Origin of the sequence: Streptomyces roseoverticillatus (assembly GCF_000719265.1) — a bacterium.
In the GTDB taxonomy this organism is placed as follows: domain Bacteria; phylum Actinomycetota; class Actinomycetes; order Streptomycetales; family Streptomycetaceae; genus Streptomyces; species Streptomyces roseoverticillatus.
Genome location: NZ_JOFL01000008.1, coordinates 214,489 through 229,232, shown reverse-complemented (window position 1 = coordinate 229,232; position 14,744 = coordinate 214,489). Strand labels below are relative to the sequence as shown.

Genomic DNA, 14,744 nt, shown 5'->3' with positions numbered 1-14,744 from the left:
TACCGCCGTGTCGCCACAGTCCCCCAACACCTCGAGCATCTCGACCGACCAAGACGGGCAGGGCAAGAGCCCTGCCGACGTGTTCGGTCCCAATGAGTGGCTCGTCGACGAGATCTACCAGCAGTACCTCCAGGACCCGAACTCGGTCGACCGAGCCTGGTGGGACTTCTTCGCCGACTACAAGCCGGGCACGGCGGCGGCTCCGCCGGGGCAGCCGGTGACCGCAGGCGGTGCCGCGCAGGCCCCGGCCGCGCCCGCCGCCCCGCAGGCCGCTCCGGCCCCGGCCGCCCCCGCGCAGCCCGCCGCTGCCGCTCCGGCCCCGGCGGCGCCCGCCGCGCCCGCGGCGAAGCCCGCGGCCGCCCCGGCCAAGCCTGCCGCGGCCGCGCCCGCCAAGCCGGTGGCTGCTGCCGCCAAGGCCGCCCCCGCGACCGAGGCCCCCGCCGGTCCCGAGTACGTCACGCTCCGTGGCCCCTCGGCCGCCGTCGCGAAGAACATGAACGCCTCCCTGGAGCTGCCGACGGCCACGTCCGTCCGCGCCGTCCCGGTGAAGCTGCTGTTCGACCAGCGCATCGTGATCAACAATCACCTCAAGCGCGCCCGCGGCGGCAAGGTCTCCTTCACGCACCTCATCGGCTTCGCCATGGTGCAGGCGCTGAAGCTCATGCCGTCGATGAACTACTCCTTCACGGAGAAGGACGGCAAGCCGACCCTCGTCAAGCCCGAGCACGTCAACCTCGGCCTGGCGATCGACCTGGTCAAGCCGAACGGCGACCGGCAGCTGGTGGTCGCGGCCATCAAGAAGGCCGAGACGCTGAACTTCTTCGAGTTCTGGCAGGCCTACGAGGACATCGTCCGCCGCGCCCGCGTCGGCAAGCTGACGATGGACGACTTCACCGGCGTCACCGCGTCGCTGACCAACCCCGGCGGCATCGGCACGGTCCACTCCGTGCCGCGTCTGATGCCCGGCCAGGGTCTGATCCTCGGCGTCGGCGCCATGGACTACCCCGCCGAGTTCCAGGGCACGTCTCAGGACACCCTGAACAAGATGGGCATCTCCAAGGTGATGACCCTCACCTCGACGTACGACCACCGGGTGATCCAGGGCGCCGCCTCCGGCGAGTTCCTGCGGATCATGTCGCAGCTGCTGCTCGGCGAGAACGGCTTCTACGACGAGATCTTCGAGGCGCTGCGCATCCCCTACGAGCCGGTCCGCTGGCTCAAGGACATCGACGCCTCGCACGACGACGACGTCACCAAGGCCGCCCGCGTCTTCGAGCTGATCCACTCCTACCGGGTCCGCGGCCACGTCATGGCCGACACCGACCCGCTGGAGTACCGCCAGCGCAAGCACCCCGACCTCGACATCACCGAGCACGGCCTCACCCTGTGGGACCTGGAGCGCGAGTTCGCGGTCGGCGGCTTCGCCGGCAAGTCGATGATGAAGCTGCGCGACATCCTCGGCGTCCTGCGCGACTCGTACTGCCGCACCACCGGCATCGAGTTCATGCACATCCAGGACCCCAAGCAGCGCAAGTGGATCCAGGACCGGGTCGAGCGCGGCCACTCCAAGCCGGAGCGCGAGGAGCAGCTGCGCATCCTGCGCCGGCTGAACGCCGCCGAGGCCTTCGAGACCTTCCTGCAGACGAAGTACGTCGGCCAGAAGCGTTTCTCCCTGGAGGGCGGCGAGTCCGTCATCCCGCTGCTGGACTCGGTGCTGGACGCCGCCGCCGAGGCGCGTCTGGACGAGGTCGTCATCGGCATGGCCCACCGCGGCCGCCTCAACGTCCTCGCGAACATCGTCGGCAAGTCGTACGCCCAGATCTTCCGCGAGTTCGAGGGCAACCTCGACCCGAAGTCGATGCACGGCTCCGGCGACGTGAAGTACCACCTGGGCGCCGAGGGCACCTTCACGGGCCTGGACGGCGAGCAGATCAAGGTCTCGCTGGCCGCCAACCCGTCCCACCTGGAGACCGTCGACCCGGTCGTCGAGGGCATCGCCCGCGCCAAGCAGGACATCATCGGCAAGGCGGGCACGGACTTCACCGTCCTGCCGGTCCAGCTGCACGGCGACGCGGCCTTCGCGGGCCAGGGCGTCGTCGCGGAGACGCTGAACATGTCGCAGCTGCGGGGCTACCGCACCGGCGGCACCGTGCACATCGTCATCAACAACCAGGTCGGCTTCACCGCGCCGCCGGAGTCCTCGCGCTCGTCGATGTACTGCACCGACGTCGCCCGGATGATCGAGGCGCCGATCTTCCACGTGAACGGTGACGACCCGGAGGCCGTGGTCCGCGTCGCGCGGCTCGCCTTCGAGTTCCGCCAGGCGTTCAACAAGGACGTCGTCATCGACCTGATCTGCTACCGCCGCCGGGGCCACAACGAGTCGGACAACCCCTCGTTCACCCAGCCGCTGATGTACGACCTGATCGACAAGAAGCGCTCGGTGCGCAAGCTCTACACCGAGTCCCTCATCGGTCGCGGCGACATCACCCTGGAAGAGGCCGAGCAGGCCCTGCAGGACTACCAGGGCCAGCTGGAGAAGGTCTTCGTCGAGGTCCGCGACGCGGACGCGGCCACGGCTCCGGCCGCCGTCCCGGCCCCGCAGAGCGGGTTCCCGGTGGCGGTGAACACCGCGATCTCCCAGGAGGTCCTCAAGCGGATCGCCGAGTCGCAGGTCACCACGCCGGAGAACGTCACGGTGCACCCGCGCCTGGTGCCGCAGCTGCAGCGCCGCGCCGCCAGCCTCGAGGACGGCACCATCGACTGGGGCATGGGCGAGACCCTCGCCTTCGGCTCGCTGCTGATGGAGGGCACCCCGGTCCGCCTCGCGGGCCAGGACTCCCGCCGCGGCACCTTCGGCCAGCGCCACGCGGTGCTCGTCGACCGCGAGACCGGCGAGGACTACACCCCGCTGCTCTACCTGTCCGACGACCAGGCCCGCTTCAACGTCTACGACTCGCTGCTGAGCGAGTACGCGGCGATGGGCTTCGAGTACGGCTACTCGCTGGCCCGCCCGGACGCGCTGGTGCTGTGGGAGGCCCAGTTCGGTGACTTCGTCAACGGCGCCCAGAGCATCGTCGACGAGTTCATCTCCTCCTCCGAGCAGAAGTGGAACCAGACCTCTGGTGTCACGCTGCTCCTGCCGCACGGCTACGAGGGCCAGGGCCCGGACCACTCCTCGGCCCGCGTCGAGCGCTTCCTGCAGCTCTGCGCGCAGAACAACATGACGGTCGCCATGCCGACGCTGCCGTCGAACTACTTCCACCTGCTGCGCTGGCAGGTCCACAACCCGCACCACAAGCCGCTGATCGTCTTCACCCCGAAGTCGATGCTGCGTCTGAAGGCCGCGGCGTCGAAGGCGGAAGAGTTCACGAGCGGCCAGTTCCGGCCGGTCATCGGTGACGACACCGTAGCCGCGGCCGACGTCCGCAAGGTCGTCTTCTGCTCCGGCAAGGTCTACTACGACCTCGCCGCCGAGCGGGCGAAGCGCGGCGCGAACGACACGGCCATCGTCCGCATCGAGCGCCTCTACCCGCTGCCGGGCGAGGAGCTCCAGGCCGAGATCGCCAAGTTCCCCAACGCCGAGAAGTACATCTGGGCGCAGGAGGAGCCGGCGAACCAGGGTGCGTGGCCGTTCATCGCGCTGAACCTGATCGACCACCTGGACCTGGCGGTCGGCGCCGACGTCCCGGCCCGCGAGCGGCTGCGGCGGATCTCCCGCCCGCACTCCTCGTCGCCGGCGGTCGGCTCGGCCAAGCGTCACCAGGCCGAGCAGCAGACGCTGCTCAACGAGGTGTTCGACGCCTGACGGGCGCGTACGCGCAGGAAAGGACCGGGCCCCCACCGCCGAGAGGCGGTGGGGGCCCGGTCCCGTTCCGGCCCCCGCCTATCCTTGGCCTGACCACAGACCTGACCGACCTGATTGATCCGACGGAGAGAACGTGTACTTCACCGACCGAGGCATCGAGGAGCTGGAGAACCGGCGGGGCGAGGAGGAGGTCACGCTCGGCTGGGTGGCCGAGCAGCTGCGCACCTTCGTCGACCTGAACCCGGACTTCGAGGTGCCGGTGGAGCGGCTGGCGACGTGGCTGGCACGGCTGGACGACGAGGACGACGAGTAGTTTTCCGGAGTACGTGCCCCCTGCGGCCGTAGCGCATTCCGCCGGACCCTCGCCGTGGCGGCGTCCCGCCATCGCGGCGGGCACTTTTGGCGCAGGGGTCAGCCCCGCCCCCGTCAGGGGCGCGGGGCAGTGTTCCTCTGCGGCTCCGCCGCGATGGGGGTCCCCCTGTTCGAGCGGAGTCGAGAACTTGGGGGAGCGACAAGCCCCCGCCGGCCCGCAGGCGCACTCAGCCGCGGCCCCGCCACCAGTCGTACGTCAACGTCAGCGCACCGTCCGCAAGAACGACGGCCCCGGCGGCCATGACACCCCGCCGCCCGCTCCGGCGCCCCCAGAGCGCCAGCGCCGCCCCGGCCACGATCTCCCCCGCGCCCAGCGCCCGGGCCCGCGGCCCCCGCGTCCACGCACCGAGCCGCCCGCTGTCCGCCGCGTCGAACCCGGCCCGTACGGCCTCGCGCCAGCCGGGCCAGTAGACCGCCTCGGCGGCGGGGAGCGCGCCCGCGGAGGCGCGCAGGCCGTCGGCCGGGACGCCCGGGGCGAGGCCGGGCGGCAGGTGCAGGCCGGTCCGCGAGAGGACGGCGATCAGCCCGCGCACTCGGGCCGCGGCGTCGGCGTCCGCGTCGGGCCGGGCGAGCCCGTCGAGCGCGGCCCCGTCGAGGACCGGGTCGAGGCCGGTCCGGGCCCGCAGCGCGGTCATGGCCGCCTCCTCGCCGAGCGGGGTGCCGTCGGCGAGCCACGCGTACCCGGTGGTCCGCCGGAAGCCCGCCGCGACGACGAAGCCCGCTCCCGCCGCGTCCCACCACAGGCCCACGACGGGCCACGACTCGGCGACGGCCAGCGCGTGGGCCCAGCCCGCGGTGGCGGTCGCGAGGTCGGTGCCCTCGGTGCGCCAGGCGTCCTCGCCGGGGATCAGCGCGCTCCAGCCCTCCCCGGCCGGGACCAGGAGGAGCGGTTCGTTCAGGAGCTGGGCGGAGGGCCGGACGCGGCCGGGCTCGGCCCGGCAGAGCAGCAGGACCCCCGCCGCACGGCTGTGATCAGTAGCGGACATGCGACAACGCTATGCCAACGCGAAGGCGCTTGACTTCACACGACCACGATATATCGTGTTTCTAGAAGACGCGATAGGTTGCGTCTCGTACGTCATCGCGTCATGCCACGGCAGCACGCCGTCGCGTACGCCATCAGGTTCGATATCGCGTTCGACATCCTGTTCGCAGGAGGGGGTCCGGCATGCCCGCAGAGTCCGAGTGGTCGCTGTCCGCACCAGAGAAAATCGTCTTCGAAGGCCAGGTCACCGGCCTCGACGTCAGCATCGTGAACGGCACGGTCAACGTCGTCGGCACGGACGGCGGACCGGCCCGCCTGGAGCTGACGGCGCTCGACGGCCCGCCGCTGAAGGTCGTCCAGCAGGGCGGCACGCTGACCGTCGGTTACGAGGACCTGTCGAGGAAGACCCTCCTCGGCTGGTTCGGCCGCAAGAACTGGAAGCGCTCGGCCGACGTGACCCTCACCGTGCCCGCGACCGCCGACGTCAAGGTCGGCATCGTCGGGGCGAGCGCCGTGGTCTCCGGCATCGCGGGCCGCACGAAGGTCGCCGGGGTCTCCGGCGACACCACGCTCGTCGGCATCACCGGCGACGTCCGCACGGAGACCGTCTCGGGCCGGGTGGAGGCCCAGCGCCTCGGCGGCGACGTGCGCTGCAACGGCGTCTCCGGCGACCTCACGCTCGTGGAGTGCTCGGGCGGCCGGATCAAGGCCGACTCGGTCAGCGGCAACGTGGTGATCGACCTTTCGCCGGCCGCGCCGGCCGTCGACCTGGCGGTCACCACCGTCTCGGGCGAGGTCGCCGTGCGGCTGCCGTCCTCGGCGGACGCGGCCGTGGACGTGGGCACCACGGTCGGCCCGATCTCGTGCTCGTTCCCGGAGCTGTGGGTCAAGGACCAGTTCGGCGCGCGGAACATCACCGGCCGGCTCGGCGCCGGCCACGGCCGGATCAAGGTCACCAGCGTCTCCGGCGCCGTCGCGCTGCTGCAGGGACCGGACCCCGACGACACGGCTGACACCGACGACTGGGCGGACGACGACGCCCCTGCCCAGGGAAAGGTCCTCTGATGCCCCCCGTCTTCGCCCACGGCCGGCTCCGCCTCTACCTGCTCAAGCTGCTCGACGAGGCGCCCCGCCACGGCTACGAGATCATCCGGCTGCTGGAGGAGCGCTTCCAGGGCCTGTACGCCCCGTCCGCCGGCACGGTCTACCCGCGCCTGGCCAAGCTGGAGGCCGAGGGCCTCGTCACGCACACCACCGAGGGCGGCCGCAAGGTCTACGCGATCACCGCCGCCGGCCGTGCCGAACTCGCCGGGCGGCAGGGCGAACTGGCCGAGCTGGAGCTGGAGATCCGCGAGTCCGTGTCCGCCCTCGCGGCCGACATCCGAGAGGACGTCCGGGGCGCCGCGGGCGATCTGCGGCGCCAGGTGCGCGAGGCCGCCCGGCTGACCCGCGCGGCGGCGGACACCCACTCCTTCGACGGCGCGAAGGAGGACTACCGCCGGGCGAAGGAGCAGTGGAAGGAGCAGGCCCGCCGCGCCAAGGAGGAGAGCCGGCGCGCCCGCCAGGACGCCCAGCAGGCCCGCCACCAGGCCCACGAGGCACAGGAACGGGCCCGCGAGGAGGTCCGGCGCGCCACCGAACGCGTCCAGGAGCAGGTCCAGGAACACCTGCGCCGCGGCGACTGGCCGGCCGGCATCGCCGAGGGCGTCAGCGCCCTCGCGAGGGAGTTCGGCGCGTTCACGGGCCGCGCGACGGGCACGGCGGACGCAAACGGCACGACCGGGGCAGCGGACGCGAACGGCACCACCCGGCACCCCGAGCCCCCGGCGGGCCCCGCCCCGGAGTGGGCCGAGGCCGCGGATAGCCTCTCCAAGGACCCGGCCCGCGACCTGGACCGCCTCCTGGACCGCTTCCGCGACGACATCCGCGACGCGGCCCGCGACCACGGGGTGACCCCGGACCAACTCGCCGCGTCCCGCCGCCACCTGGCCGAAGCGGCCACCCGCATCACGGCCCTCCTCCGCCCGGGAGGCTGAGGTGCCCACAGGATCAACGGCGTGGTGGCTGGCGCGGCTGTTACCGGCCCGGCCGCGCCCGCCCGCGCAGGGGAAGCCTTCAGACGTGAGGCATGCCACACCGATGAAGGCGCACCCGGGCCATCGTGCGTATCGTTGAACCGCGCGGCTGCTGAAACCAGTGGCAGCGGGGAGGAGCGCCACGGTGACCATCGCACTGACCGACAGGACCGAGATGGCCGAGAACGGCGAGCCAAGCTTCGACGACATGTTCGAGCTTCTCTACGAGATCGTCCCCGAGGGATTCAAGGGCGAGATCGTAGAGGGGGCGATCATGATGTCGCCGCAAAGGCGCACACACTCGGCCATCATCAAGAACGTGCTGCTTCAGCTGGCCCACCACTCGGGCTGGGAGAGCGCGATCGAGATGGACGTACGTTTGGACCTTCCGGGTGAAGGCAATATGTTCTGCCCGGATCTCTACAAGGTCGCCGACGGCGCCTCTCCTGACGAGCGGGGCAACTGGCGCTATCAGGATGTCGAGTTCATCCTCGAAGTGATCTCCCGCGGGACCGCGATGAACGACTACGGCACCAAGAAGGCTGCCTACGCTGCGGGGGAGATCCCGGTCTATCTGATCGCGAACCCCTACACAGGGCGATGCCATCTGCACACCCTGCCGAAGGACGGCGAGTACTGGGGCAATCTGACCGTCGCGTTCGGCCAGCCCGTCGACCTCACCGACACCGTCCTCGGCATGACCCTGCAGACGGACCGCTTCCCCCGCGACTAGCTCCGGAAGGGCGGGGGTACGGGACTTCTCCCGTACCCCCGCCCGTTTCCGTATCGCCGACCGCTACAGCACCTTCGACAGGAACGCCTTCGTCCGGTCGTGCTGCGGGTTGGTGAGCACGTCGCGCGGGTTGCCCGACTCGACCACCACGCCCTGGTCCATGAAGACGACCGAGTCGCCGACCTCGCGGGCGAAGCCCATCTCGTGGGTCACCACGATCATCGTCATGCCGTCCTCGGCCAGGCCCCGCATGACGTCCAGGACGTCACCGACGAGCTCCGGGTCGAGCGCCGACGTGGGCTCGTCGAAGAGCATCAGCTTCGGCTCCATCGCCAGCGCCCGCGCGATCGCGACCCGCTGCTGCTGGCCGCCGGAGAGCTGCGAGGGGTAGTTCTCGGCCTTGTCGCCGAGGCCGACCCGGTCGAGGAGCTTCTTCGCCCGCTCGCGGGCGACCGCCTTCGTCTCGCCCTTGACCTGGACCGGCGCCTCCATGACGTTCGCGAGCGCCGTCATGTGCGGGAAGAGGTTGAAGCGCTGGAACACCATGCCGATGTCCCGGCGGTTCCTGGCGACCTCGCTGTCCTTGAGCTCGTAGAGCTTGTCGCCCTGCTGCCGGTAGCCGACCAGCTCGCCGTCGACGTACAGCCGTCCGGCGTTGATCTGCTCCAGGTGGTTGATGCACCGCAGGAAGGTGGACTTGCCCGAGCCGGAGGGGCCGATGAGGCAGAACACCTCGCGCGGGGCGACCTCCAGGTCGATGCCCTTGAGGATGTGGGCCGCGCCGTAGGACTTGTGGACGCCCTCGGCCTTCACCATCGCGTTCATACGGTGACACCTCCGGAGGGACGGTTGCTGAAGGAAGCCAGGTTCTTCCTGACCTTCTGCCACGGGGTGAGCGGCAGCGTGCGCAGCGAACCGCGGGCGTAGTGCCGCTCCAGGTAGAACTGGCCGACGCTGAAGACGCTGGTCAGGATGAGGTACCAGGTGGCGGCAAGGAAGAGCATCTCGACCGTGGCGCCGGTGGTCTGGCCGATGTCGGAGGTGGACCGCAGCAGTTCGAGGTATTGCGCGGCGCTCGCCGCCAGCGACGAGGTCTTGAGCATGTTGATGAACTCGTTGCCGGTGGGCGGCACGATCACCCGCATGGCCTGCGGCAGGACGATCCGGCGCAGGGTCCGGCCCTGGCTCATGCCGAGCGCGTGCGCGGCCTCGGTCTGGCCCTCGTCGACGGACTGGATGCCGGCGCGGACGATCTCCGACATGTAGGCGGCCTCGTTGAGGCCCAGGCCGAGCAGCGCCGCCATGAACGGCGTCATGAAGTCGCTCATCTCGTCCTGGTAGATCGGACCGAGATTGATGTACGGGAAGATCAACGCGAGGTTGAACCACAGCAGCAGCTGGACGTAGACCGGGGTGCCCCGGAAGAACCAGATGTAGAGCCAGGAGACCGAGGACGTCACGGGGTTCTTCGACAGCCGCATCACCGCCAGCACGATGCCGAGCACCAGGCCCAGCAGCATCGCGAGGAGGGAGATCAGCACCGTCTTGCCGAGGCCGGTGATGACCGTCGAGTCGAAGATGTAGTCGGGGATGGCGTTGTAGTGGACGTTCGCGGTGGCGAAGGCGTTGACCAGCAGGCCGAGGAGGCCGAGGACGAGGACGGCGGAGATCCACCGGCCGTAGTGGCGTACGGGGATGGCCTTGATGGCTTCCGGCACGACGGCGGTCTTGGACGACGAGGAGGAGGAAGAGGACGAGGAGGAAGACGAGGAGGAAGCGGGCGCCGGGTCGTCGGCGGGGTCGTCCTTCTCGGCGGCGGGAGCGTCCTTCTTGGCGAGGTCCGGCTTGTCAGCCGGCTTCTCCTCGGACGCCTTCTCCTCGGACGCCTTCTCCTCGGCCGGCTTTTCGCCGGTCTTCTCGGCGGCCTTTTCCTCGGTCGCCTTCTCTTCGGCCGGCTTCTCGGTCGCCTTCTTCTCAGCAGGCTTCTCTTCGGCCGCCTTCTCCTCGTCCGCGTTCTTCTCGGCGGGCTCGGCTTCGGCCTTCTCTTCGGCCTTCTCTTCGGCCGGCTTCTCGGTGGCCTTCTCGGCGGCCTTCTTGTCCTCGGCCGGCTTCTCGCCGGCCTCCTTCTCCGGCTCCGGGGCCGAGGCCGCCGCCTTGTCGGCGGCCTCCTTCCCGGGCTCCGGCTGGACCTTCTTGTCCGGCTCCGGCTTTTCGGGGGAATCAGTCACGGGGTATGGCCTTTCAGCGTCCGTACGAGGGGAGGGAGAGGGGTCAGGAACCGCCGTTGACCTTGGCTTCCTTGGCGGCGCCGGCCTCGACGCCCCAGGTCTTCATGACCTTGTCGTACGCACCGTTCTTGATGATCGCGTCGAGGGCCGCCTTGAGCGCGTCCCTCAGCTGGGTGTTCTCCTTGCTGACGGCGATGCCGTACGGAGCGGCCTCCACCTGATCGCCGACGACCTCGAAGTCATTGCCGCCGCCCGAGGTCTTCACCGCGTAGGCGGCGACGGGGAAGTCGCTGGAGACGGCCTCCACGCCACCGGCCTTCAGCCGGGTCTGGGCCTCCAGGTCGGTGTCGAAGGCCTCGATGCTGATCTTGTCCTTGTCGTCCTTCTCGCACTTCTCGGACTGGGATTTGGCCAGGTCGTCGGAGACCGTGCCGCGCTGCACCGCGACCTTCTTGCCGCAGAGGTCGTCCCAGCCGGCGATGCCCTTGGTGTCGCCCTTCTTGGTGTAGAGCGAGACGCCGGCGTTGAAGTAGTCCACGAAGTCGACGCCGTCGGTGACCTTCTTGCCGGTCTTGGAGTCGACGCCCTCCTGGCGGTCCTTCGTGTCCGTCATGGCGGACATCGCCATGTCGTACCGCTTCGAGCGCAGGCCCGTGAGCAGGGCGTCGAAGGTGCCGTTGTTGAACTCGAACCGCACCCCCAGCTCCTTGCCCATGGCCGCGGCGACGTCCGGGTCGAGTCCGACGACCTTGCCGTCCTTCTTGAACTCCACCGGCGGGTAGGCGATGTCCGAGCCCACCTTGATGACGCCGGAGTCCTGGATCCTCTTCGGCAGCTTGTCGAAGAGGGGGGCCTTCGAGCCCTGGGCGCTCGGACCGGCCTCGTTGCCGGTCTTGTCGCGCTGATCGCCACAGCCGGTGAGCAGCAGGGCGCCGGCGACCGCGATCGCGCCGGCCGCGGCCAAACGACTCCTGGCGGCAGCCGTGCGAGGGGTGGTGCTTGCGGTCATTGCTGGTTCCTCCTGCGGGTGAGGGGGTGGCCGGCCGTCGGGACGGACACGGAGCAAACACGGAACAAACACAGGAAAACGCTGATGACGCACGAGGGGCAGAGCACACGCCCTTGGATGTCGCGACCTCGTGCGATTGGGGCATCTTGCCATCCGGACTGCACCATTCGGGGGGGTCGCTATGTCAAAATCGGATAACGGGCGATCCCCGTGCCGCATCAGGCCGGTACCAGCTCGGCCAGGACTACCGGACTCATGAGTTCCTCTTCTGTCGGCCGCCGGTGCGAGATGTATCTCACGCACCCTCTGTCTCACTCCGTGGACTTATCCACCCAGTTGACACCGTTCTGACCTGCCCTTGCGACTGCGCTGAACCGCGCCGCGGCAAGTCAGCGGGAACTCACTCGTAGGCCGTAGTGCTCATTTGATAGAAAGACCAGCCACACCCCGTACCAGGGGCCCAGGGCGCGTGTGCGGCGCGCCCGGCATACGGATCCGTACCGTGCGGCACCAACCCCACGCACGGAGGTCATCTCGATGGCCGGACACGGATCCGGAGACCGACCCGCCCCGCAACCCAGGGCGGCTACCCTCGACGGACATTCGACAAAGGGGTCAAATACAGTGGCAGCGGAGATCGTGAATCCTCGCAGCGACAGCGGTCCGGACGACACTCATGGCGAGTTCTTCGATCCGGCCTTTGCGCTGCACCGTGGCGGCAAGATGGAGATCCGGGCGACGGTGCCCGTGCGCGACCGGGACGACCTGTCCCTCGCCTACACGCCCGGTGTGGCAAAGGTGTGCAGCGCCATCGCGGAGCACCCGGAGCTCGTCCACGACTACACCTGGAAGTCCCAGGTCGTCGCCGTGGTCACGGACGGCAGCGCCGTGCTCGGGCTCGGTGACATCGGCGCCGAGGCGTCCTTGCCCGTGATGGAGGGCAAGGCCATCCTCTTCAAGCAGTTCGGCGGCGTGGACGCCGTCCCCATCGCCCTCGACTGCCGCGGCGTCGACGAGATCGTCGAGACCGTCGCGCGCCTCGCGCCCTCCTTCGGCGGCATCAACCTGGAGGACATCTCCGCTCCGCGCTGCTTCGAGGTCGAGCGCAAGCTCCAGGAGCGCGTGGACATCCCCGTCTTCCACGACGACCAGCACGGCACCGCGGTCGTCACCCTCGCCGCCCTGCGCAACGCCGCCAAGCTCACCGGCCGGTCGCTGGGCGAGCTGCGCGCCGTGATCTCGGGCGCGGGCGCGGCCGGCGTCGCGATCGCCCGGATCCTGGTGGAGGCGGGCATCGGCGACGTCGCCGTCTGCGACCGCAAGGGCGTCGTCTCGGCCGTCCGCGAGGACCTCACGGACGTCAAGCGCGACCTCGCCGGCTTCACGAACAAGGCCGGCCTCTCGGGCACCCTGGCCGCCGCGCTGGACGGCGCGGACGTGTTCATCGGCGTCTCGGGCGGCACCGTGCCCGAGGAGGCGGTGGCCACCATGGCGAAGAACGCGCTGATCTTCGCCATGGCCAACCCCACCCCGGAGATCCACCCGGACGTCGCGCAGAAGTACGCGGCCGTCGTCGCGACCGGCCGCAGCGACTACCCGAACCAGATCAACAACGTCCTGGCCTTCCCCGGCATCTTCGCGGGCGCCCTCCAGGTGCGGGCCTCCCGCATCACCGAGGGCATGAAGCTCGCCGCCGCCGAGGCGCTGGCCGCGGTCGTCGCGGACGAGCTGAGCGCCGAGTGCGTCATCCCGTCGCCGTTCGACGAGCGGGTCGCCCCGGCGGTCACCGCCGCCGTCGCGGCCGCCGCCCGGGCGGAGGGCGTGGCGCGGCGCTGACGCGCTGACGCGATGATCCCCGCTGCCCTGCGGTGATACGGCGGGCCGGACCGGTATGGTCCGGCCCGCCGGCTTTTTCCGCCTACGGGGCGACTCGCCGTACGAAGACGTCCCCGGTGTTGTTGGTGTCGCCGGGGACCAGGTTGCTGCCCCAGCTGTTGAAGACGGCGGTCCGGCCCAGCAGGTCGGTCCGGACCTCGCCCGCGTTCCCGTTGTCCTGGGTCCCGTCCGCGGCGACGTTGAGCCGCTCCACGGCGCCGGTCCGGAGGTCCCGTACGAAGACGTCCTGCCGGTCGTTGGTGTCGCCGGGCACCAGGTTGCCGGCGTCGGAGGCGAAGAACACGCGCTGGTCGTCGGCGCTCATGGCCGTGCCGTACGAGCTGCCGTTCGCCTGGGAGCCGTCGGCCGCGAGGCTCAGGCGCCGGGTGGCGCCCGTCTGCAGGTCCTTGGCGTAGACGTCCTGGGCGCCGTTGGTGTCGTCCTCCGCCACCCGCTCGGGGCTGGAGAAGAGGGCGTAGCGGCCGTCGGGGCTGAGGCCGGTGCCGCCGGTGACCAGCGCGGGCAGGCCGTCGTAGGTCTCGGCGGCCCGCTCGGTGCGGCCGGTGCGCAGGTCGTGCACGTAGAAGCCGTAGAGGCCGGGCCGGGCGAGTCCCCCGGCGGGCTTCGGCGGCTCGGCGGTCCGCTGTGTCGTGGCGGGCTTCCGCGACGTGCCCGGGACCAGGTTGCCGGCCGCCGTCCGGAAGCCGATCCGGCCGCCGTCCGCGCTGATCACCGGGTAGCCGGACATGCCGTCGGCCTCGGTGCCGTCGCTCGCGACGCTCACCCGCCGCGTGGTGCCGCGCAACCGGTCGAGGACGAAGACGTCCTCCCGCTGGTTGGTGTCGCCGGGCACGAGGTCGTCGCGGGCGGAGACGAAGGCGACGTAGCGGCCGTTCGTGCTGATGGCCGGCGAGTGGTTGGAGCCGGTCCCGGCGGTGCGGTTCTTCACGAGCACCTCGGTCCGCCCGGTGCGGCGGTCGCGGAGGAAGACGTCGGAGCCGGCCGGGTTGCTGCCCGGGGCGAGGTCGGCCCCCGAGTCGAAGACGACGTACCGGCCGTCGCCGCTGAGCGACGGCGACGAGGCCCCCGTGGCGGCCGGGGTGCCGTCGCTCGCCGCGCTGATCAGCTCGGTCCTGCCGGTCCGCAGGTCCCGTACGAAGACGTGGCCGCCGGCCCCGGCGCCGGCGCCGGACACGAGGTTGCCGGCCCGGGAGGCGAAGACGGCGTACCGGCCGTCGGCGCTGAGCGACGTGCCCCACGACTCCGCGTCCGCCTGGGTGCCGTCGCTCGCGACGCTGACGCGCTCGGTGCGGGGCGGGGCCGGGCGGACGCCGACGGCGTTGCCGGCTGCGGCTGCGGGGAGGACGGGCAGCACAGCGACGCAGCCGCCCAGTAAGGCGCCGACGACAGCGCCCCGTCCCACCCGTCTGATCAGCCTGACCCGTCTGTTCCGCCGCATCGTTGCGTTGCTTGTCGGATGACGCATGCTTCCCCCTCGGTGAGCGCCCGCACCGGGTGGCACGGGGCCAACTGAAGCCAACCCCCGGCCCTCACGCCCGGTCAATGAGGAGGCGCGGGCTCCGCCGCGGATACGGCTGTTGCGACAGGGGCGTCTGGACGCAAGGGCGCGGCGCGGCGCGTGTCACACCACGGCGAGGT

11 protein-coding genes are annotated in these 14,744 nt (G+C 70.6%); 6 read left to right on the top strand and 5 right to left on the bottom strand.

The features are described from left to right. Positions 1-7 precede the first annotated feature (7 nt). On the top strand, positions 8-3,808 hold the full coding sequence (locus tag IF61_RS0112000) for a multifunctional oxoglutarate decarboxylase/oxoglutarate dehydrogenase thiamine pyrophosphate-binding subunit/dihydrolipoyllysine-residue succinyltransferase subunit (protein WP_030366309.1): 3,801 nt from the start codon (positions 8-10) through the stop codon (positions 3,806-3,808). A gap of 133 nt (positions 3,809-3,941) precedes the next feature. Then, positions 3,942-4,121 carry a DUF6104 family protein gene (locus IF61_RS0111995; protein WP_004937694.1) on the top strand — a complete coding sequence of 60 codons (180 nt, stop codon included), beginning with the start codon at positions 3,942-3,944 and terminating at the stop codon, positions 4,119-4,121. A gap of 226 nt (positions 4,122-4,347) precedes the next feature. Here IF61_RS0111995 and IF61_RS0111990 read toward each other — a convergent pair whose 3' ends face one another. Continuing rightward, the gene (locus tag IF61_RS0111990; RefSeq protein ID WP_030366308.1) at positions 4,348-5,166 is read right to left on the bottom strand and encodes a hypothetical protein; all 819 of its coding nucleotides are present in this window, start codon (positions 5,164-5,166) and stop codon (positions 4,348-4,350) included. A gap of 182 nt (positions 5,167-5,348) precedes the next feature. Between IF61_RS0111990 and IF61_RS0111985 the strand changes: the two genes are divergently transcribed. The 3 genes from IF61_RS0111985 to IF61_RS0111975 all read left to right on the top strand — a co-directional run bounded on the left by IF61_RS0111985 (position 5,349) and on the right by IF61_RS0111975 (position 7,973). Next, entirely contained in the window at positions 5,349-6,230 is an 882-nt protein-coding gene (locus tag IF61_RS0111985; RefSeq protein WP_052392640.1) for a DUF4097 family beta strand repeat-containing protein, read from the top strand. Then, complete coding sequence (locus IF61_RS0111980) at positions 6,230-7,201, top strand: PadR family transcriptional regulator (RefSeq protein WP_030366306.1); 972 nt, start codon at positions 6,230-6,232, stop codon at positions 7,199-7,201. Before IF61_RS0111985 ends, IF61_RS0111980 begins: the two co-directional genes overlap by 1 nt. A gap of 184 nt (positions 7,202-7,385) precedes the next feature. Continuing rightward, entirely contained in the window at positions 7,386-7,973 is a 588-nt protein-coding gene (locus IF61_RS0111975; protein WP_245684485.1) for a Uma2 family endonuclease, read from the top strand. Between the two features lie 63 nt (positions 7,974-8,036). On the opposite strand, the gene IF61_RS0111970 is transcribed toward IF61_RS0111975, so the two are convergent. From IF61_RS0111970 to IF61_RS0111960, 3 genes are all read right to left on the bottom strand, one after another. Next, complete coding sequence (locus IF61_RS0111970) at positions 8,037-8,798, bottom strand: amino acid ABC transporter ATP-binding protein (protein WP_030366304.1); 762 nt, start codon at positions 8,796-8,798, stop codon at positions 8,037-8,039. Continuing rightward, positions 8,795-9,691, bottom strand: a complete 897-nt coding sequence (locus IF61_RS35200) for an amino acid ABC transporter permease (RefSeq protein WP_043188828.1) — start codon at positions 9,689-9,691, stop codon at positions 8,795-8,797. The genes IF61_RS0111970 and IF61_RS35200 overlap by 4 nt, the downstream gene beginning before the upstream one ends. 553 nt (positions 9,692-10,244) lie before the next feature. Then, complete coding sequence (locus IF61_RS0111960; RefSeq protein WP_030366302.1) at positions 10,245-11,210, bottom strand: ABC transporter substrate-binding protein; 966 nt, start codon at positions 11,208-11,210, stop codon at positions 10,245-10,247. 624 nt (positions 11,211-11,834) lie between these two features. On the opposite strand from IF61_RS0111960, the gene IF61_RS0111955 reads away from it, so the two are divergent. Next, positions 11,835-13,046: an NAD(P)-dependent malic enzyme gene (locus tag IF61_RS0111955; protein ID WP_030366301.1), complete on the top strand. Its 1,212-nt coding sequence runs from the start codon at positions 11,835-11,837 to the stop codon at positions 13,044-13,046. Between the two features lie 82 nt (positions 13,047-13,128). Here IF61_RS0111955 and IF61_RS0111950 read toward each other — a convergent pair whose 3' ends face one another. Continuing rightward, entirely contained in the window at positions 13,129-14,508 is a 1,380-nt protein-coding gene (locus tag IF61_RS0111950; protein ID WP_052392639.1) for a TolB family protein, read from the bottom strand. Between the last annotated feature and the right edge of the window lie 236 nt (positions 14,509-14,744).

What these genes read in the sequence shown, in the direction of transcription:
- IF61_RS0111990 (WP_030366308.1), bottom strand. Translation starts at nt 5,166, where the DNA reads ATGTCCGCTACTGATCACAGCCGTGCGGCGGGGGTCCTGCTGCTCTGC.
- IF61_RS0111985 (WP_052392640.1), top strand. Translation starts at nt 5,349, where the DNA reads ATGCCCGCAGAGTCCGAGTGGTCGCTGTCCGCACCAGAGAAAATCGTC.
- IF61_RS0111960 (WP_030366302.1), bottom strand. Translation starts at nt 11,210, where the DNA reads ATGACCGCAAGCACCACCCCTCGCACGGCTGCCGCCAGGAGTCGTTTG.
- IF61_RS0111980 (WP_030366306.1), top strand. Translation starts at nt 6,230, where the DNA reads ATGCCCCCCGTCTTCGCCCACGGCCGGCTCCGCCTCTACCTGCTCAAG.
- IF61_RS0111970 (WP_030366304.1), bottom strand. Translation starts at nt 8,798, where the DNA reads ATGAACGCGATGGTGAAGGCCGAGGGCGTCCACAAGTCCTACGGCGCG.